The sequence below is a fragment of the Variovorax sp. NFACC27 genome (assembly GCF_048301545.1).
Classification (GTDB): Bacteria; Pseudomonadota; Gammaproteobacteria; order Burkholderiales; family Burkholderiaceae_C; genus Variovorax; species Variovorax gossypii.
In genome coordinates this window covers 598,770-615,875 of record NZ_CP157613.1, presented here as the reverse complement: position 1 = coordinate 615,875, position 17,106 = coordinate 598,770, and the positions used below count along the sequence as shown (strand labels likewise).

Sequence of the window (17,106 nt, the reverse complement as noted above, 5' to 3'; positions counted from 1 at the left end):
ACGGCTGAAGCCGGGCGGGTCTTCTTCGTTCGCGGGGCGACGGCTTTCAGCGCCCCGCGGGCACCTCGATCTCCACGCGGCGGTTCGGGGCCAGGCAGTCGATGAGCGCCGCGCGCGCGGCCTGCCGCGCGCACTGCACCTTCGGCTCCGACGAGCCCCTGCCCTGGATCTGGATCTTCCGCGCCGGCACGCCGGCCTGCACCAGGTAGTCGCGGACGGTGCCAGCGCGGGCCAGCGAGAGCGCCTGGTTGTAGGCGTCGCTGCCGAGCCGGTCGGTATGGCCCGTGACCCTGACCGTCTCCACCGATGCGCTGCTCCCGATGTCGGCGGCCAGCGCATCGAGCTTGCGACGGCCCTCGGGCAGGAGGTCGGCCAGCGTGCGGCCGTCGAAGCGGAAGAGGCCGTCGGCGCCCAGTGTCGTCTTCGTGGCAGGGACGGCCGCGGGTGCGACAGCAACGACAGGCGCGGCTGCCGCGGGCGGCGGCCTGAGCAGGTCGGCGCAGCCCGGTCCCTTCCAGTACATGCCGTTGGTCAGCACGTCGTCGTTGAAACGGACCATGTACTGGCAGGTGATGTACCCCGGGCCCGCGCCCGTGCGGAAGTGGAAGATGTAGTTCCATTCGCGCGCGCCGCCCAGCCCTTCGCTGAAGTGCGGGAAGCCCAGCAGCTCGCGCACCTGGTCCTTGCCCATGCCGGTGCGCATGTTGCGCAGGGCCTCCAGGCTGGGGAAGGCGCCCTGGCGCCACTTCGCGGAATCCGGCGCGGGAAAGTCGTCGTCCTTCGCGGGCGCCGGGTTCTCCGACGCGGCCCTGGCCTGCATCTGCGGCGTGACGGTGTAGCTCGGGCTCGCGCATCCGCCGGCCAGCAGTGCGGCGAGAACGATGGGAACGATGGCGCGGGTCCTGGCTTGGAGAGGCTTGCTGTTCATGATGGCGTTCGTCCAGTTCATCTGTGTGGCAATCAGTTGAAGACCCATTCCGCGCCGACGGTGGCGCCCACGCCGGCACGGCTGGTGGCCACGCCGCCGGTGATGCTCCAGGCGTTGTTCTCCGCGGTGCGCCGGAAGCTGACGCCCACCGCGCTCTGGCCCTTGAAGGAGCCCGCGCCGATGCGCATGACCGTCTTGCCCGGCACGTAGCTCCCGGGCATCTGCAGCGCCATGGCGGCCGCCACGCCGGCATAGGCGTTCTTCTCGACGCCGTCGATGCGGTCGCCCATGGCGTTGATGCGGTTGTTCAGGCCGGCGCTGGTCGCGTTGAGCTGGTTGACGTTGACGGCATCGGTGCCGGCCACGCCCGGCGCCACGTTGTGCACAGTGACCGGGCCGGTGGAATTGCTGCCGCCCATCGTCACGCTGTTGTAGTTGACCGAGCCGTCCACGTTGGTGTCGTACTTCACCGTCGACTGGTCGATGGCGGCGACGGTGCCCTGCACGCCCCGCAGCTGCGAGACATTGACCGCGTCGCTGTCGGCCGTGCCCGCCGCCACGCCGGTGATCTGGCGGAACTGGCCGCTGGCGGCATTGCCCACCGACACCGCCGCCAGCGTGCTGGTGGTCGCTCCGATGGCGATGCGTTGCGCGTCGGTCGCGGTGGGCGGCACGTAGCCCGCCACGCCCGCGGCCGTCGAAGCCACCGAGCCCGCGCCCAGCGCCACGCCGCCGGCCTGCGTCACGCTGGTGCCCGCGCCCAGCGCCACGCCCTGCACCGCGGCTGCGGACGACTGCGTGCCCAGCGCGATGGAGTCGGCCAGGTGCGAGGTCGCGCCCTGGCCGATCGCGATGCCGCCCGGCGCGCTCTGCTGCACCACGGCGCCGTTGCCGATGCCCACGCCGTTGTTGCCGTTGACCACCGTCTGCGGGCCGACCGCCACCGACTCCGTGCCGATGGCCAGCGAATCGGCCGCCGCGGAGTTGGCGTGGAAGTACTTGATCGGCGTGACCGCGAAGGACTGCAGCGCGCCGCTGAGCTGGCGCACCGTGACCGCGTCCTGTGCCTGCGTGCCGTCGGCGACGTTGGTGATCTGGCGGTAGGTGGTGGCGCTGCCCACGGAGAGCGCACCCAGGAGCGTGCGGTCGGCGGTGTTGAACGGGATCAGCGCGCTGCCCGCGGGGATGTTGCCCGTGCCGGCGGCGATCGCCCGGTCGGAGACGGAGCCCGAGCCTATGGCGACCGAGCCGTCGACGGTCGCGCTGGCGTTCTTGCCCGAGGCGATGGCGTCGGCGCCTGTTGCGCCGAGGTTGTCCTCGTTGCCGCCGCCGGTGGAATTGACGCTGTAGTACTTGATCTTGTTGGCCGTGATCGTGGTGTTCAGCTGGCTCACGTTCACCGCGTCGGTGGGGCCCACGCCGGGCGCCACGTTGGTGATCACCGTGTTGTTGGCGTTGATGCCCGTGATCGTCACGCTCGGGCCGCCCGTGATCGTGAGGCCGTTGTTGTTCATCACCGTGCCGCCCGTGGTCACGCTGGTGAAGCTGGGCGTCGCGCTGGTGGCGATCTGCACCTCGGCGCCGTTCTGCGTGATGGCGATGTTGTTGCCTGCCGTGTAGGTGACGGCGGTGCCCGGAGCGATGTTCTGCACGCTGGTGCCCGTTGCCGTGCCGGTGCCCGTCTGGGCCGTGGTCAGGTTCCAGCCCTTGCCGGCCGTGGTCGCCACCTCCGCGATCGCGTCGTTGGTGGCGGACAGCTGGCTGCCGTTGATGGCATCGGTGGAGGTCCCGGAGATCCTGCCGGCGGCCACGTTGGTGATGGTGCGCTCGGTGCCCGGCGCACCGACGCTGACGGTGCTCGTGGGGTTGATGCCCTGGAACTTGTGCGTCGTGCCGTTGATGGTGACGCTGGAAGTTCCCACGGCCGTCGCGGTGACCGAGCCGGAACCGAGCGCCACGTCGCCCGCGTTGTTGGCGATGGCCGTATCGCCGAAGGCGACCGCGCCCGCCGCCAGTGCCTGGCTGGTGCTGCCGATCGCCACGCTGCCCTGTCCGACCACGGTGTTCTGGAAGCCGATGCCGACCGCACCCTGCGCCGGCGTGCCGGGCACGCCCACGGCCTGGCCGCCACCGCCGACCTTGTTGGTGTTGCCCATCGCCACGGAGCCGTTGCCGGTGGCGGTGTTGTCCAGGCCGCTCGCGATCGCGCCGTTGCCGGTGGCGGTGTTCGGGTCGCCGATGGCCACCGCGCCGTTGCCGTTGGCGACGTTGCCGGAACCGATGGCCACTGCCTTGCCGCCGGTGGCCGTCGAGCCGTTGCCGATTGCGACTGCGTCTGCGGAGTCGGCGATGGTGTTGAGGCCCATTGCGATCGCGTTGAGCGCGGAGGCCTTGGCGTTGCTGCCGATGGCGACCGCCTGCTCACCGGTCGCGGCGGCAAGCGTGCCCACCGCGGTGGCGTTCTTGGCGGCCGCGGTACCGAATCCCAGTGCGGTCGCGCGCGTGGCACTGGCGGTGGCGTTGTTGCCCATCGCCACGGTGCCATCGGCCGCTGCGTTGGCGCCCGCCCCCGCCGCGACCGAGCCGACGCCGCTCGACAGGGCCTGATTGCCCATGGCCAGAGAGAAGTCCGCCGAAGCATTGGCGAGGTTGCCGAGTGCCGCGGAGCTGATGCCCGCTGCGTTGGCCAGGGGGCCTATCGCAACCGCGTTGTTCGCGCTGGCATTCGCATTGAGGCCGATGGAAGTCGTCGCGTTGCTGGCGACGCCGATGCCCGCGTTGGTGCCGATGGCGATGTTGTCGTTGCCCGTTACCAGGTTGCCCGCCGATGCCTTCAGAGTGGCGTCGTAGGCGACGCTGCCGTCGCCTGTGCCGAAGGCGACGTTGCGCGCTCCCGTGACGCCCGAACCCGCGCCGCGCATCGCGCTCGCAATGCCTCCCCCCATGGCGGTGTTCTGTGCGCCGCTGACCAGCGTTCCGGCCGCGATACCCACTGCGGCCGAACCTGTATTGGCGATCGTCGAGCCCGCGCCGGCACCCTGGCCGACCGCGACTGTGCTGTCGCCGACAGCGATCGCTTGCGCACCGAGCGCAAGCGAACTGTTGCCTTGCGCTCGAGTGCCGTTGCCGAAGGCGGTGGCCGCTTCACTGGTTGCCATTGCCTGGTTTCCCACCGCGACGGCGCGCAACGCGGTTGCCTGGGACAGGGAGCCGATGGCAACGGTGCTGCCGGCGCTGGCGGTCACATCCGTGCCAATTGCGATGGCGCCATCGGCCAGTGCGCCGGTGGTAGGCCCGGTGCGGGCGCCCAGATAGATGGAGTTGATGCCCGTGGTGTAGGCCTGGAAACCCAAGGAGATGGAGTTGAGCTGGGTGCTGAGGGAGTTGTATCCCACGGCGAGACCGCCGTCTGTCTGGGCTTGTGCAAGAGAGCCGAGTGCGGTGGCCCCGATCCCCGAGGCCTTCGATTGGAACCCCATGCACGAGGCGGTGCTGTTGTACGCGTTGAAAGGCGACGCCGAGCAGTCGACCGACTGTGCCTGCGCCGGAGGGGAGCATCCGGCCCAGCCCAGCGTCAGCAATGCCGTCATGACCCCCGCGCGCAGGCGCCCTGAAGGGGGCAGCGTGAGCGCGCCGTTCGCGGCGGAGGCCGCCACGCGGCTTGCGCCGCGGCTGCCGCGTGCACTGGCGGTTTCAGACGCCGCGACCCAGGCGCCAAGGGACTCGTTCCACAGAGAGCGGTAAGTTTTATTCATGAGCTCCATCCATCCGTTTGAAAGGCTGATCGAATGGCTGAAGACCATTCGGCCCCTGGTTTTTTTAATTATTTGCAGCCGGCAAATCTAAAAAAACGAATGGAATCAAGCAATCGTAAATGTCTCTTTTTGGAGTCATTTGGAAGAATAAAAGCGAATTTTCAATTGAATCGTCAAATTCAATAGTAATCCAAAGATACCAATGAATTATTTTCTTACCATGCAATTTTGGGCTCGACAATGAAGTTATTCTTCGTAATCATCAATTCGATATCAATGACAATGAAAATGTTATTTGTCTTTGGTGGGATGGACGGGTAGACGCGCCCGTACGCGAGGTGAGAGAGGAAAGGGAAGCAACCGGCCTGCAAGGCAGGATTTCATGAGTACGTTGGGATACTTTTCGACCAATTGACGGCCGCTTTTCCGAATTTCCATTGCCCGCGAACAATGACTGGCCAAAAACCATCCAAACTAAGTCGAATTAATTGCTTCATGCGCAAAAAACAGCACCGGCAGCGCAAGAAAGCACCAGTCGGCCAAACACGCGAATCGACCTGGAACGCATGCGCACAGCGAGAAAAGAGATTTCCGGCGTTTTTCTCGACACCCCGCAATTCGAATGCCCTGCCCTCGGCGAACTCCTGGGCTGCGAGTTCATCGTCAAGCTCGAGACCGCCAACCCGATCGGCTGCTTCAAGGGACGCGGGACGGAGGTCGTGACCTCGCGGATCGCCGCGAGCCCCGGTCCCAGGGCCGCGGCAGCAGGCGGCCGGCCGGTTCAGCTCACTTCGCGAACCTGGCCGCGTACTCGCGGAACATCGCGTTGCGCTCGTCGAGCGCTTCCTGCGTGGGCGGCACCATGATCGGAGCGCCTTCGCCGGCGAAGGCCTGGCACTGCTCCACATAGGGCCGCAGGCGTTCGTGATAGAGCGGCGATGCCGCCTCCATGTTGCCGCCGGCCTCGGTCCAGGTGCTCGCCAGCAGTTCCGCCGACACCATCGCGAGCGTCGTTCCCATGCCCGACAGCAGCGCCGCGCAGTGACCCGCGTCGCCGATGACCGCGACGTTGCCGCGCGTCCAGCCCGGCATACGGGTCTGGCTGACCGAATCGAAGTAGAAGCCCCTGGCGTCGGGATCGACGAACGCCTCGCGCATCGCGGGCACCTGCCACGCTTCGACGCGGGAGAGGAGCCGGCCGATCAGCCGCCGTTGCGCATCGAGGTCGCGGTAGTCGTAGTCGATCTCGGGGCTGGCCGCGAGCATCATTCCCTGCGGACCGTCGCCCGCATCGCGCACGGCGATCGTGAGGCCGGGCACGTTGAGCATGGCACGATGCCACGTCCGGTCAGCCGGAAGATCGACCAGCGCAACGTAGTGACCGAAGTGCCGGACGTAGTCCTTCTCCGGCCCGAAGGCGAGCCGGCGCACGTTGGAATGCAGGCCATCGGCACCCACGACGAGGTCGTACCGCCCCCGCAGCCCGTCCGCGAAGACGACATCCACGCCGCCCGCCCCATCGGCGATCGCCGCGATGGAGGCCTTGAAGCGGAACTCCACGCCGTCGGGTATGGCGTCCAGCAGGATCCGGTTGAGCCGGTCCCGCGTGATCTCGATGTCGTCGTCGGTCTCGTTGGCGAACCAGCGCAGGTCCAGGGTCGCGACCTGCGCTCCCGTACCGTCGAGCACCGGTGCCGGCTCGAGGATGGCGACCTTCTCTTCCTCGATCCTCGCGAGGATGCCCATCCGTTGCGCGGTTGCGAGCGCACGACCGCGAACGTCGATGGGCGCACCGCCGGGGCGCAGGCCGTCGGCGCGCTCCACGACCGTCACCCGGTGGCCGAGGCGGGCGAACCAGCAGGCCGCCGAAAGGCCAGCCATGCTGGCGCCGGAGATGAGAACGTCCATGGCCTGCTCCTTCGCCTGCTACAGCCTGAATTCCCTGGCCATCCGGATCACCGCCTGCTTGTCGAAGGCGTTGATGTCGTCGATCAGCTCGTTGGTGAACAGCCGGTTCGGGTCGCCGAGTTCGCTGGCCAGCTTCGGGTTCTTGCTGCTCTCGGCCGTCATCTCGATGTTGGCCTTCCACTCGGCCACCGACGACGCTCCCATGCGCTGGTCCGGATCGTCGGGCCGGCGCATCCAGCTGTTCCTGCGGTCCTTGAGGATGAATGCCAGCTCCTTGCGCGCCTCGTTCTCGCTGCGGCCCTTGGGCCTGCTCTCGGGGTACGTGGCCCAGTGCAGGTCGATCGCCGCATCGAGGTTCGCGTTCGAGAAGAGAGTCGACTTCGCGATGCCCTGGAACAGCGCCACCAGCGCCTTGCGGTCGTCCTTGAGCAGCTTGCGCGGCACGCACAGCCAGCCCGAGCCCAGCTGCGCGAACTTCGGCGTGAGCGGCACGTAGCGCAGCTTCGTTCCCACCAGTTCGATGCGCGCGGCGGCGGTGTCGAAGGCCACCATCGCGTCCACGCGGTCGTTGTCGATCGCCGCGCCTGCCGGCGCGCCGTCGCCGATGGCGATGTACTCGCATCGGTCGTCCTTCAGCCCCAGCTCGGCCAGCATGATCTTCGTGATGACGATGCCGGTGTCGCCCTGGCTGCGCACGCCGATGCGCTTGCCCGCGAGGTCCGCGGCCGACCTGATCGGGCTGCCGGGCTTCACGACGATCACGTTCGCATTGCGCGGCAGCCACTTGTAGACGCTCACCAGGTCGAGCGACGGATCCTTCGCCATCGCCGGCAGCAGGATGCCCGGCACCGCCGGTCCGAAGTCCACGTGCCCAGCGCGCAGGCTCTGCAGCGCCTGGGTCATGCTCGACATGTTGACGTACTCCACGTCCACGCCCTTCGACTTGTAGAAGTCGAGCCTGGGGTGCTGGCCCGCGGTGGTGAAGCACTGCTGCGGATCGTTCACCGCCGCGGTGTTCGCCACCTTCATCACCCGTACACCCTGCGCCTGCGCCTGCGCCAGTGCAGGCAGACCGGCTGCAAGACCGAGGGCGCCGAGGCCCAGGCCGAAATCACGTCGCGTCAACATGGCTCGCTCCTTCTTCATGCGAAAAGAAATGCGGGAATGCGGAATCAGGAATGCGCGGGTCAGACGTTCACCGTCCGCTGCTGCGAGGCGTCGGCCGGCATCCAGTGCAGCACGCGGCGCTGGATGCGGCGCAGCAGGTCGCTCAGCACGATGCCGATCACCGACAGCACCACGCACACCGCGAAGCTGCCGCCGGTGTCGGCCTGCGCTTCCATCTGCAGGATGAGCACGCCGAGCCCCGCCTGCGCGCCGACGAACTCGCCCACCACCGCGCCCACCACGCTGAAGGCGGCGGCCATGTTCAGCCCCGCGAAGATGTACGGCAGCGCGCTCGGAAACTTCGCCTTGCGGAAGATCTGCCACTGCGTGGCCGAGAGCGAGCGCAGCAGGTCGATCCGGTCCGGGTCCACCGCCTTGAAGCCCGCAATGCTGGTCACCAGCACCGGGAAGAAGGTGAGCAGGCAGATGATCATCACCTTCGAGCCGATGCCGAAGCCCAGCCACACCACGATGATCGGCGCGACCGCCACCTTGGGCACGCTCTGCAGCGCCGCGACGTAGGGCTCCAGCAGCGCCTCGACCTTCGGCATCTGCGACACCACGATGCCGATCGCGAGGCCCACGCCGCTGCCGATGAGAAAGCCCAGAAGAATCTCGGTCACCGTCACGCCGCCGTGATACCAGAAGCCGTCCTTCGCCAGGGGCCCGGTGGCGAGGCCGCGCCACAGCGCGACGGCGATGTCGCTCACCGGCGGCACCAGGTGCTTCGGCACCTTGAAGAGCCGCACGGCCCCTTCCCACGACCCGAGCAGCGCGACGAGCAGCAGGATCGACTGCACCCGTGTCGACGCGAGCGGATTGGCGCGGCGCCGCCGCGGCTTCTCCCTTGCCGGGATCGAGGGGCTAGCCGCGGACGGCGCGGCGGAATCGGTCTTGGCGAGCATGGCGGTGGTCATCGGGAGCCCCCTGTCAGTCGAATGAAGCTGCATGCGAGAAACGCTCGCGGATCGATGCGGACGCGGCGGCGAAGGCGGGATGCGACATCACCTCCATCGACCGCGGGCGCGGCAGGTCGACGGGCAGCACGCGCTCGAGCGCGCCGGGGCGCGGCGACATCACGAACACCCTGTCGCCGAGGAACACCGCCTCTGGAATCGAATGCGTGATGAGCACCACCGTCTTGCCGCTTTCCATCCAGATGCGCTGCAGCTCCAGGTTCATGCGCTCGCGCGTCATCGCGTCGAGCGCGCCGAAGGGCTCGTCCATCAGCAGGATCTTCGGGTCGTGCAGCAGCGCCCGCGCGATCGAGGCGCGCTGCTGCATGCCACCGCTCAGCTGGCGCGGCAGCTTGTGCTCGAAGCCTTCGAGTCGGACCATCTGCAGCAGCTGCATCGCCCGCTCGCGCGCCTGCTTCGCGGGAATGCCGAGCACCTCGGCCGGCAGCATCACGTTCTCGAGGATGGTGCGCCATGGCAGCAGGATCGAGCTCTGGAACACCACGCCCACGTCGCGCCGCGTGCCGCGGATCGGCTGTCCGTCGAGCACCACGCGGCCGATGTCGTAGTCGAGCAGGCCCGCGAGGATGCGCAGCAGCGTGCTCTTGCCGCAGCCGCTCGGCCCCACGATGGTCACGAAGCTGCCCTGCTCGATGCTGCAGTCGATGTCCTTCAGCGCGAGCACGCCTCCACCGCCGTCGCCGAAGTGCTTGGAGAGCCCCTCGATGCGGATGTAGTCGGGGCGCCCGCGCGCGCCTGCGGCCGCGCGTTCATGGTTCGTGCTCATGGCCTGGCTCCTTCGGGTTTCAGGTCTCGATCAGGTCTCTAGAAAGCGGACGATGTGCTGCGCCAGCACCTGTGGCGCCTGCATCGCCGTGACGTGGCCGACGCCGGGCAGCAGCACCGCATCGGCGCCGCGGATGCGGCCGGCCATCGAGAGCGTCACGCTCGCGGGCACCACGCGGTCGAGTTCGCCCGCCAGCACCAGCGTGGGCGCGAGGATGTCGGCTACGCCTTGCTCGAGCGCGGTCTGCACGGTCTCGGCTCGCCGGGTGGCACGCGCCGATCCGGGCCGTGCGTTGGCGAACAGGCGCCGCAGTTCGGGCCGCTCCGTGAGAAAGGCTTCGGGAAAGAACCAGGTCGCCAGTTCCTCCGCCGTGGCCGGCAGGTCGCGGCGCAGCTCGCCCAGGCGCCGCGCGTCGGGACACAGCTCTTCGTACGGCCTCGGCAGCGGCCACGTGCTGCCCAGAACGAGGTGATCGACCGAGCGCGGATGGAGCAGCGCCAGCGCCTGCGCGACGCGGCCGCCGAAGGACGAACCGAACACGTGCGCACGCCTGAACCCCAGCGCCTTGACGAGCCGCCGCGCATCGTCCGCAAGATCCGCGAGCGTCGACGCGCGCTCCGGCCCCTCGGTCTCGCCGCAGTCGCGCTGGTCGTAGGCGATCACGGTGAAGTGCTTCGACAGATGCGGCACCAGCGCCGCGAACATCTGCCGCGAGGCCTCCGCGCCGTGCATCAGCAGCAGCGGCGGGCCGTCGCCCTCGCGGTCGAAGGCGATGCGCAGCTCACCCGCCTGCACGAAGCTCGTCATGCGGCGCTCCCCTCTTCCTGGTCCATCCAGAAGGTCATCTCGATCTTCAGGCCGCGCGGATCGTGCAGGAAGAGCTGGCGGATCGCCCAGCCGGGAATCGGCGCCTCGGCGAAGGAAATGTCCAGTGCGCGAAGGTGCTCGCGCATCTCGGCCAGGCCGCGCGAGCGGAACGAGATGTGGTCGACGTGGCCGGTGACGGGCCCGTCCGCATCGCCGGGCCCATCAGGCGTCGACAGGTGCGCGTAGAGATGAACGATGGGCTGGCCATCCGCGTACAGCCACGCGCCGGGCGCTGGAATCTCCGGCCGCGCGCCGACCGTGAGGCGCATCACGCGCGTGTAGAAATCGACCAGCGGCGGCAGCTCGTCCGGCGTGCAGCGGATGGTGAAGTGGTGCAAGGCAGTCACAGGCATGGCGTCTCCTCCTCGAAGCTGTAGGCGAGCCCGGGCGCGGAAGGCACCCATCGCGCGGCGGCGAGCGCCAGCAGCCGGATGCCGAAGAGCTCCTCCGGCTGCCAGCGCTCGCGGGTGCCGAAGACGTTGAAGGTGGCATAGCAGAGGCTGCCTTGCAGCATCGGCACGTTGACCACGCTGCGCAGCCCGTAGGCGCGCATCTGGTCGAAGTCGTCGAAGTTCTGCGCGAGCACCTGCTCGCCCTCGCCCACGAACACGCGCCCCTGCACGAAAAGACGTTCGGTCCACGGCGTGCGCGTCTTGCGCTTCGCGCCGTTGACCGGGAAGGTCGCGGCCTCCGACGAATAGAAGCGGCGCAGCAGGACCTGGCCGGCCGCGTCGCGCCCGGTCGTCACGTTCTGCTGGATGCTGAAGATGCTGCCCGGGGCGATCCGAAGGCGGCAGCCGTCGATCCGGCGCAGTGCCTCGTCGGCGCCGGCCGCCTCGGCCAGGGCGTCCAGGAAGCCGGCCGTGATGCCGGTGGTCGTCGGTGCATTGATCGGGTCCATGGGAAAAGTCTAGGACTCGCAATTCACCAAAGTGAAATAATTTCTGATAGCCCGATAACCATGGAGTTATGGCCTTGCCCACAGCCCGCGACCCCGCCGTCGAACTGCAGCACGCGCTGCTCACGCGCCTCAAGCTGCGCCAGCTTTCGCTGCTGCAGGCCATCGACCGGCATCGCACGCTCAGCCGCGTCGCCGCCGAGATGCAGCTCAGCCAGCCGGCGATCACCAAGGCGCTGCACGAGGTCGAGGACATCTTCGGCAGCACGCTCTTCGAGCGCTCCAGCAGGGGGCTGGTGCCGACCGCCGCGGGCGACGCGGTGCTGCACTACGCGCGGCGCTGGCTGGCCGAGCTCGAGGCGACCACGCGCGTGCTCACCTCGCTGGAAGCCGGGCGCAGCGGGCGCCTGCGGCTGGGCCTCACGCAGCAGGTGCCGCAGCAGCTCATGTCGGCGGCGCTCACGCACCTGCTCGACCGCTCGCCGCGCATTTCGGTGATGGTGCGCGAAGGCACCACGGACGAGCTGGTCGCCGGCCTCGTCGCGCGCGAACTCGACTGCGCCATCGGCCGCTCCTACGACGGCGATGCGAGCGGGCTGGTGCAGGAAGCCATCCACGAGCAGGAACCCTGCCTCGTGGTCGGCGCGAAGAACGTCAAGCGCCTCTCGCGCGGGCCGCTGGACTGGGCGCGGCTCGCGCAGCTCGACTGGATCCTGCCGCCGCCCAACACGCCCATGCGCAGGACCTACAACGCGATCTTCGTCGGCGCGGGCGTCCAGCCGCCGCTGCCCATCCTGGAGACCACGGCGATCCGGAGCATCGAGACGGTGCTGCGCCAGGAGCCCAACGCCATCACCATCTTCGCGCGCGACGTGCTGGCCGGCATGGAGCCCGCGGGCCACTGGGCCGCGCTCCCCTACCGCCTGAGCTGGAACCTGCCGCCGGTGAGCTTCTTCACGCTGAAGGAGCTCGAAGCCCACCCCACGGTGCGATCGCTGCGCGGCGCGGTGGTCGAGACGGCGCGGCGCATGAAGCGCTCCGCCGGCTGAACCCTTTCACGCGGACGGCCGGGCAAGCGTCGCCAGCTTCTTTCTCGCCGCCTGCAGCAGCCCGCCCTTCTCGACGGGCAGCTGCGCCTTGGTATCCCCGAGCGCGATGATCTCGTGCACGTTGCCGGCGGCGAGCTTCGAGGCCAGCGGATCGCGCGGCGACATGCCGTCGAGCCTGCCGAGCGGAATGACGTGCACCTTGAGGTGGCGACTCATGCTCTTCGACAGCTTCTGGCAGGCCGCCGCCATGGTGGCCTCGTCGGGCACGAGCTGGCCATGCACGACGAGCAGCTCCACCGTGCCCTGCGCGTCCTCGCCCAGCACGAAGGCGCGCACGACCGAGTCCTTGAACTTGGACCGCAGCATGGAACGGATCGGCTCCGCCACGGCGAACGACTTGAACGCGATGCGCCGCAGCTCGTCGTGGAAGACGAAGGAGCGATCGACCTGCAGGGTCTCGGCCTGCTCGGCCTTCGCCGCCTGCCGCTTCACCATGCCGCTCTTGACGAGATGCTCCACGGTGAGCGCCGCATCGGCCTCGCCGAGCTTCGCACGCCGCGCGAGTTCGCCGGTCGGAAGTTGCTGATCGGGTGCCGCGTACAGGATCGCGAGGAGCTTCTGCACTTCGGGAGAAAAAAGGAAATCCGCGGCACTCATCCTGGTTGGCTGCTGAGCAAAAAAGCCCGCATTATCCGGCGGCGACTTCCGCGTCATCGTGTCGATTTGCGTCCTGCTTTCGCGGGCTTGCTCGCACCCCGGACACTCGCGCGAGGCACCTGCCCCAGCGTCGGCTTCAGGAGCGGCGCATGGCTGCCGAGAAAGTCCCACAGCGCAGTCGCCACGGGGCCGTGCGGCCTGTCGCGCAGCCGCGCGACCACGAGGTCCTCGACGATGCCCGGAAAGTGCCGCCCCGCGATGGACAGCAGCCGCCCGTCCTTCAGCTCGGGCTCGACGAGAAAGCGCGGCAGGTGGCCCCATGCCATGCCGTTCACGATGAGTTCCTTCTTCATCAGCATGTCGGGCACCGAGCACTGCGGCGCGCCTTCGACCACGTAGTGCTGCGTCTCGGGCGCGCGGCGGGCCGAGTCGCGGATCACGCATTGGGTGAAGCGCTGCATCTGCTGCGGCGTGATCGCAGCCGTGATCGGGAACGGCAGGAAGCCCGCGGCCACGACCGGCACCATCGCCACCTTTCCGAGGTCGATCCAGTCGAGACGCACGTCGCTCTTGGCGACCCGGTGCACGATGAGATCGGCCTCGCCGTCGAGCAGGCGCTCCCACGGCCCGGTCACGGATTCGAACTGCAGATGAAGCCGCGTCTGCGGCCACGCGCCGAAGAAGCGGCCCAGCAGCTGCAGCACGGGCGTCAGCGGGCACAGGTCTCCGAGCACGACGCGAAGCTCGGCCTCCTGCCCCATGGCCAGCTGCTCGGCGTAGGTCTTCAGATCACCCGCTTCCCGCAGCAGCGATTCCGCCTTGCGATGCAGCGCGCGCCCTGCGTCCGTCGGCTTCACCCGGTAGCCGGAGCGGTCCAGCAGCGTGATGCCCAGCTGCTGCTCCAGCTTGGCCACCGAGGCGATCACGGAAGGGTGCGTGCGGTGCAGCCGTTCCGCCGCGGCCTGGAAACCGCCATGGCGCAGGACGGCGTCGAAGCATTGCAGATCGTGGAGCGTGAAGGTCGATGACATCGTTGGCTCTTCGTACAAAGATGGTCTGAACTTTGTAGTATCCGCCGCGCCGGTGCCTGCCTACGATGAAGCCATCGTCAAACACATCGCAAGGCCACGCACCATGGACTCGAACCTTTCCTTCTTCACCACCGGCGACGGCGTTTCCATCGCCTATCGCTTCGACGGGGACGCCGGCCTGCCGGTGCTGCTGCTGTCGAACTCCATCGGAACCGATCTGCACATGTGGGACGCGGAGGTGCCGCAACTCGCGCGCCACTTCCGCGTGCTGCGCTACGACGCCCGCGGCCACGGCGCGTCCGGCGCACCGGCGTTGCCCTACTCGCTCGACCGTCTCGGGCGCGACGTCGTCGAGCTGCTAGACACGCTGGGGCTGGAACGCGTCCACGTGCTCGGGCTGTCCCTCGGCGGCATCGTCGCCCAATGGCTGGGCGTGCACATGCCCGAGCGCGTCGACCGGCTGGTGCTGTCGAACACCGCCGCCTGGTTGGGCCCGGCCGGCCAGTGGGACCAGGCCATCGCCGGGTTGATGACCGCGCCGGACATGACATCCACGGCCGACACCTTCCTGCGCAACTGGTTTCCCGCCCGCATGCTCGAGGCCCGCGGAGCCACCATCGAGGCGTTCCATCAGACGCTGCTGCGCACGCCCAGGGAAGGCATCGCCGGCAGCTGGGCCGCCGTGCGCGACGCCGACCTGCGCAGGACGCTGCGCCTGATCGCGAGCCCCACGCTCGTCATCGCGGGCGAGCACGACACCGTGACTTCGGCCCGCCATGGCGAGGAGCTCGCGGCCGGCATTCCGGGTGCGCGCTTCGAGCTGCTGCCGGTGGTGCACCTGTCGAACGTCGAGCAGGGCGAGCGCTTCGTCGAACTGGTGCTGGGGTTCCTGGGCGCCGATGCGGAGGCCCGCAAGGAGCCTGTTCCGGAAGCCGGCTGAAGGCCTGGCGCGCTCAGGCCCGAGCAATGAAAAAAGGCCTGCTCCCGAAAGAGCAGGCCTTCAGTGACAAGTCCGGGTAACCGGCTTCAGAACGGAATATCGTCGTCCATGTCGTCGAAGCCCGACGACGACTTGGCCGGTGCCTGGCGCGGAGCCGGCGCCGGAGCGCGCGGTGCAGCCGCGGGCGCACGCGGGGCATAGCCGCCACCGCCGCCACCACCACCGCCGCCTTGCGAGTAGCCGCCGCCACCGCCACCGCCGTAGCCGTCGTCATCGCTCGGGCCCGACGGGCCGCCCTGGCCCTGGCGGCTGCCGAGCATCTGCATCTGATCGGCGCGGATCTCGGTGGTGTACTTTTCGATGCCGTCCTTGTCGGTCCACTTGCGCGTGCGCAGGCTGCCTTCGACATAGACCTGCGAGCCCTTGCGCAGGTACTGGCCGGCGATTTCGGCCAGGCGGCCGTTGAAGACGATGCGGTGCCACTCGGTGGCCTCGCGCATTTCGCCGCTTTGCTTGTCCTTCCAGCGATCGGTGGTGGCCACTGTGACGTTCGCGACCTGGTCGCCGCTCGGGAATGTACGCATCTCGGGGTCGCGCCCCAGATTGCCGACGACGATGACTTTATTGACCGATGCCATATGCACTGCCCCTGATAAGTAGATGGAGGAGGAGGTTGAGAAGAACCCTCGATTGTGCCCCAAGGCGGCTGCCCGCACTCCCGCCGGATGCCAGAATGGGCCTTTGCGATGAATCGGGAACCTGACTTTTTCGAGCATCTGCGCGCCGAGCTGTCGAGCGGGCGCGTCTGGCTCGACCGCGTCATCGTGCTGGGCTACGCCATCGCGGCAGGCCTCTTCGTGGTGGGCTTCACGCTGGCCAGCGACTGGGTCTTCGGCGAGTTCCACCGTTTCTACCGCGCCTGGCCCTGGGCGGTGCTGCTGACCACGCCGCTGCTCACGGCCGGCATCGTCTGGTTCACCCTGCGTTTCTTCCCCGGAGCCGGCGGCTCCGGCATTCCCCAGATCAAGGCCGCCCTGCATCCGGCCCTGCCCGGCGAGCGGCGCTTCGTCTTCGCCTCGCTGCGGCTCACGGTCGCGAAGATCGGGCTGGGCGTGGCGGGTTTCGCGGCCGGCCTGTCGATCGGACGCGAAGGCCCCTCCGTGCAGGTGGCGGCAGGCGTGATGCAGCATGCGCGCCGCTGGCTCTCGCCCAACACGGCCATCGACGGGCGCGCGCTGCTGGTGGCCGGCGGTGCCGCCGGCATCGCGGCGGCGTTCAATGCGCCGCTGGCGGGCGTGGTGTTCGCCATCGAGGAGCTGTCGGGCCGGCTCGAGGCGCGCTCCAGCGGCCTGATCATCACGGCCATCGTGCTGGCGGGCCTGGTGGCGGTCTCGGCCTTCGGCAACGTCAGTTATTTCGGCGTGATCCGCGTGCCCCGGCTGGGTTGGGACGTGCTCGGGCCCGGCCTGCTGGTCACGCTGCTGAGCGGCGCCGCGGGCGGACTCTTCGCGCGGCTGCTGATCGCTTCGCTCACGGGCACGGCCGGACGCTTCAACCGCTGGCGGGCGCGCTTTCCGGTGCGCTTCGCGGCCGTGGGCGGGCTGGCGGTGGCCGTCATCGGGCTGGTCACGGGCGGCGTCACCTTCGGCGCGGGCTCCGAGGCGGTCAAGCAGATGCTGCAGGGCCACGACGAACTCACGCCGCTGTACACCGTGCTGAAGTTCGTCGCCACCTGGCTCACGGCCTGGTGCGGCGTGCCGGGCGGCATCTTCGCGCCGTCGCTGTCCATCGGCGCGGGCATCGGCGACGCGGTGGCCCGCCTGGCCAGCAGCGAGCAGGGGCCTGCGCTCATCGCCATGGGCATGGCCGGCTTCCTGGCGGCGGTGACGCAGGCGCCGCTCACCGCCTTCATCATCGTCATGGAAATGGTCGACGGCCACTCGATGGTGCTGAGCCTGATGGCCGCCGCCATGTTGGCCAGCCTGGTCTCGCGGATGATCAGCCGCCCGCTGTACGACACGCTGGCCGAGCACATGGTGGGCCGGGCCATCAGCAGTGGGGGCAGCGGGGGTGGCACCGAAGCGGTGCAGCCGCCGCCATCGCCGGAAGTCCCCACGCCCAAGCCTCCAGAGCCCGGCCACTCGCCATGAAATCCCCGGCGGT

General features: G+C 68.7%; 15 protein-coding genes. 3 read left to right on the top strand and 12 right to left on the bottom strand.

The features are described 5' to 3' along the window. Positions 1 to 46: 46 nt before the first annotated feature. From ABL840_RS02870 to ABL840_RS02830, 9 genes are all read right to left on the bottom strand, one after another. Positions 47 to 928, bottom strand: coding sequence for an OmpA family protein (locus ABL840_RS02870; protein ID WP_418116181.1), 882 nt, complete (start codon positions 926 to 928; stop codon positions 47 to 49). Positions 929 to 960: 32 nt separating this feature from the next. Next, positions 961 to 4,683, bottom strand: a complete 3,723-nt coding sequence (locus tag ABL840_RS02865; protein WP_093301769.1) for an ESPR-type extended signal peptide-containing protein — start codon at positions 4,681 to 4,683, stop codon at positions 961 to 963. A 786-nt stretch (positions 4,684 to 5,469) separates the two neighbouring features. Further along, positions 5,470 to 6,591 (bottom strand): FAD-dependent monooxygenase, encoded by a 1,122-nt coding sequence (locus ABL840_RS02860; protein WP_093301466.1) that lies wholly within the window; start codon positions 6,589 to 6,591, stop codon positions 5,470 to 5,472. An 18-nt stretch (positions 6,592 to 6,609) separates the two neighbouring features. Further along, a complete protein-coding gene (locus tag ABL840_RS02855) occupies positions 6,610 to 7,719 on the bottom strand; it encodes an ABC transporter substrate-binding protein (RefSeq protein ID WP_176947458.1) in 1,110 nt (369 codons plus the stop codon). A gap of 59 nt (positions 7,720 to 7,778) precedes the next feature. After that, positions 7,779 to 8,675 carry an ABC transporter permease gene (locus tag ABL840_RS02850; protein WP_093301463.1) on the bottom strand — a complete coding sequence of 299 codons (897 nt, stop codon included), beginning with the start codon at positions 8,673 to 8,675 and terminating at the stop codon, positions 7,779 to 7,781. Between the two features lie 13 nt (positions 8,676 to 8,688). Beyond that, positions 8,689 to 9,501, bottom strand: a complete 813-nt coding sequence (locus ABL840_RS02845; protein WP_093301461.1) for an ABC transporter ATP-binding protein — start codon at positions 9,499 to 9,501, stop codon at positions 8,689 to 8,691. Between the two features lie 30 nt (positions 9,502 to 9,531). Further along, a complete protein-coding gene (locus tag ABL840_RS02840) occupies positions 9,532 to 10,308 on the bottom strand; it encodes an alpha/beta fold hydrolase (protein WP_093301459.1) in 777 nt (258 codons plus the stop codon). Further along, positions 10,305 to 10,721 (bottom strand): VOC family protein, encoded by a 417-nt coding sequence (locus ABL840_RS02835; RefSeq protein WP_093301457.1) that lies wholly within the window; start codon positions 10,719 to 10,721, stop codon positions 10,305 to 10,307. Before ABL840_RS02835 ends, ABL840_RS02840 begins: the two co-directional genes overlap by 4 nt. Next, a complete protein-coding gene (locus ABL840_RS02830; protein WP_093301455.1) occupies positions 10,712 to 11,269 on the bottom strand; it encodes a hypothetical protein in 558 nt (185 codons plus the stop codon). The genes ABL840_RS02835 and ABL840_RS02830 overlap by 10 nt, the downstream gene beginning before the upstream one ends. 74 nt (positions 11,270 to 11,343) lie before the next feature. Here ABL840_RS02830 and ABL840_RS02825 point away from each other — a divergent pair, with 74 nt between their 5' ends. Next, on the top strand, positions 11,344 to 12,315 hold the full coding sequence (locus ABL840_RS02825; protein WP_176947457.1) for a LysR family transcriptional regulator: 972 nt from the start codon (positions 11,344 to 11,346) through the stop codon (positions 12,313 to 12,315). A 6-nt stretch (positions 12,316 to 12,321) separates the two neighbouring features. On the opposite strand, the gene ABL840_RS02820 is transcribed toward ABL840_RS02825, so the two are convergent. After that, positions 12,322 to 13,029, bottom strand: coding sequence for a hypothetical protein (locus tag ABL840_RS02820; protein ID WP_418116180.1), 708 nt, complete (start codon positions 13,027 to 13,029; stop codon positions 12,322 to 12,324). Continuing rightward, complete coding sequence (locus tag ABL840_RS02815; protein WP_093301450.1) at positions 13,026 to 14,003, bottom strand: LysR family transcriptional regulator; 978 nt, start codon at positions 14,001 to 14,003, stop codon at positions 13,026 to 13,028. The genes ABL840_RS02820 and ABL840_RS02815 overlap by 4 nt, the downstream gene beginning before the upstream one ends. Before the next feature lie 103 nt (positions 14,004 to 14,106). Between ABL840_RS02815 and pcaD the strand changes: the two genes are divergently transcribed. Continuing rightward, positions 14,107 to 14,943, top strand: coding sequence for a 3-oxoadipate enol-lactonase (pcaD, locus tag ABL840_RS02810; protein WP_093301449.1), 837 nt, complete (start codon positions 14,107 to 14,109; stop codon positions 14,941 to 14,943). An 86-nt stretch (positions 14,944 to 15,029) separates the two neighbouring features. Here the strand turns inward: pcaD and ssb are convergent, their stop codons facing one another. Then, positions 15,030 to 15,581 (bottom strand): single-stranded DNA-binding protein, encoded by a 552-nt coding sequence (gene ssb, locus ABL840_RS02805; protein WP_093301447.1) that lies wholly within the window; start codon positions 15,579 to 15,581, stop codon positions 15,030 to 15,032. 108 nt (positions 15,582 to 15,689) lie between these two features. On the opposite strand from ssb, the gene ABL840_RS02800 reads away from it, so the two are divergent. Then, entirely contained in the window at positions 15,690 to 17,093 is a 1,404-nt protein-coding gene (locus ABL840_RS02800) for a chloride channel protein (RefSeq protein WP_093301445.1), read from the top strand. Positions 17,094 to 17,106 lie beyond the last annotated feature (13 nt).

Coding starts and splice junctions, on each gene's coding strand:
- ABL840_RS02840 (WP_093301459.1), bottom strand. CDS start 10,308: ATGACGAGCTTCGTGCAGGCGGGTGAGCTGCGCATCGCCTTCGACCGC.
- ABL840_RS02865 (WP_093301769.1), bottom strand. CDS start 4,683: ATGAATAAAACTTACCGCTCTCTGTGGAACGAGTCCCTTGGCGCCTGG.
- ABL840_RS02870 (WP_418116181.1), bottom strand. CDS start 928: ATGAACAGCAAGCCTCTCCAAGCCAGGACCCGCGCCATCGTTCCCATC.
- ssb (WP_093301447.1), bottom strand. CDS start 15,581: ATGGCATCGGTCAATAAAGTCATCGTCGTCGGCAATCTGGGGCGCGAC.
- ABL840_RS02845 (WP_093301461.1), bottom strand. CDS start 9,501: ATGAGCACGAACCATGAACGCGCGGCCGCAGGCGCGCGCGGGCGCCCC.
- ABL840_RS02835 (WP_093301457.1), bottom strand. CDS start 10,721: ATGCCTGTGACTGCCTTGCACCACTTCACCATCCGCTGCACGCCGGAC.
- ABL840_RS02820 (WP_418116180.1), bottom strand. CDS start 13,029: ATGACGCGGAAGTCGCCGCCGGATAATGCGGGCTTTTTTGCTCAGCAG.
- ABL840_RS02815 (WP_093301450.1), bottom strand. CDS start 14,003: ATGTCATCGACCTTCACGCTCCACGATCTGCAATGCTTCGACGCCGTC.
- ABL840_RS02855 (WP_176947458.1), bottom strand. CDS start 7,719: ATGTTGACGCGACGTGATTTCGGCCTGGGCCTCGGCGCCCTCGGTCTT.
- ABL840_RS02800 (WP_093301445.1), top strand. CDS start 15,690: ATGAATCGGGAACCTGACTTTTTCGAGCATCTGCGCGCCGAGCTGTCG.
- ABL840_RS02830 (WP_093301455.1), bottom strand. CDS start 11,269: ATGGACCCGATCAATGCACCGACGACCACCGGCATCACGGCCGGCTTC.
- ABL840_RS02850 (WP_093301463.1), bottom strand. CDS start 8,675: ATGACCACCGCCATGCTCGCCAAGACCGATTCCGCCGCGCCGTCCGCG.
- ABL840_RS02860 (WP_093301466.1), bottom strand. CDS start 6,591: ATGGACGTTCTCATCTCCGGCGCCAGCATGGCTGGCCTTTCGGCGGCC.
- pcaD (WP_093301449.1), top strand. CDS start 14,107: ATGGACTCGAACCTTTCCTTCTTCACCACCGGCGACGGCGTTTCCATC.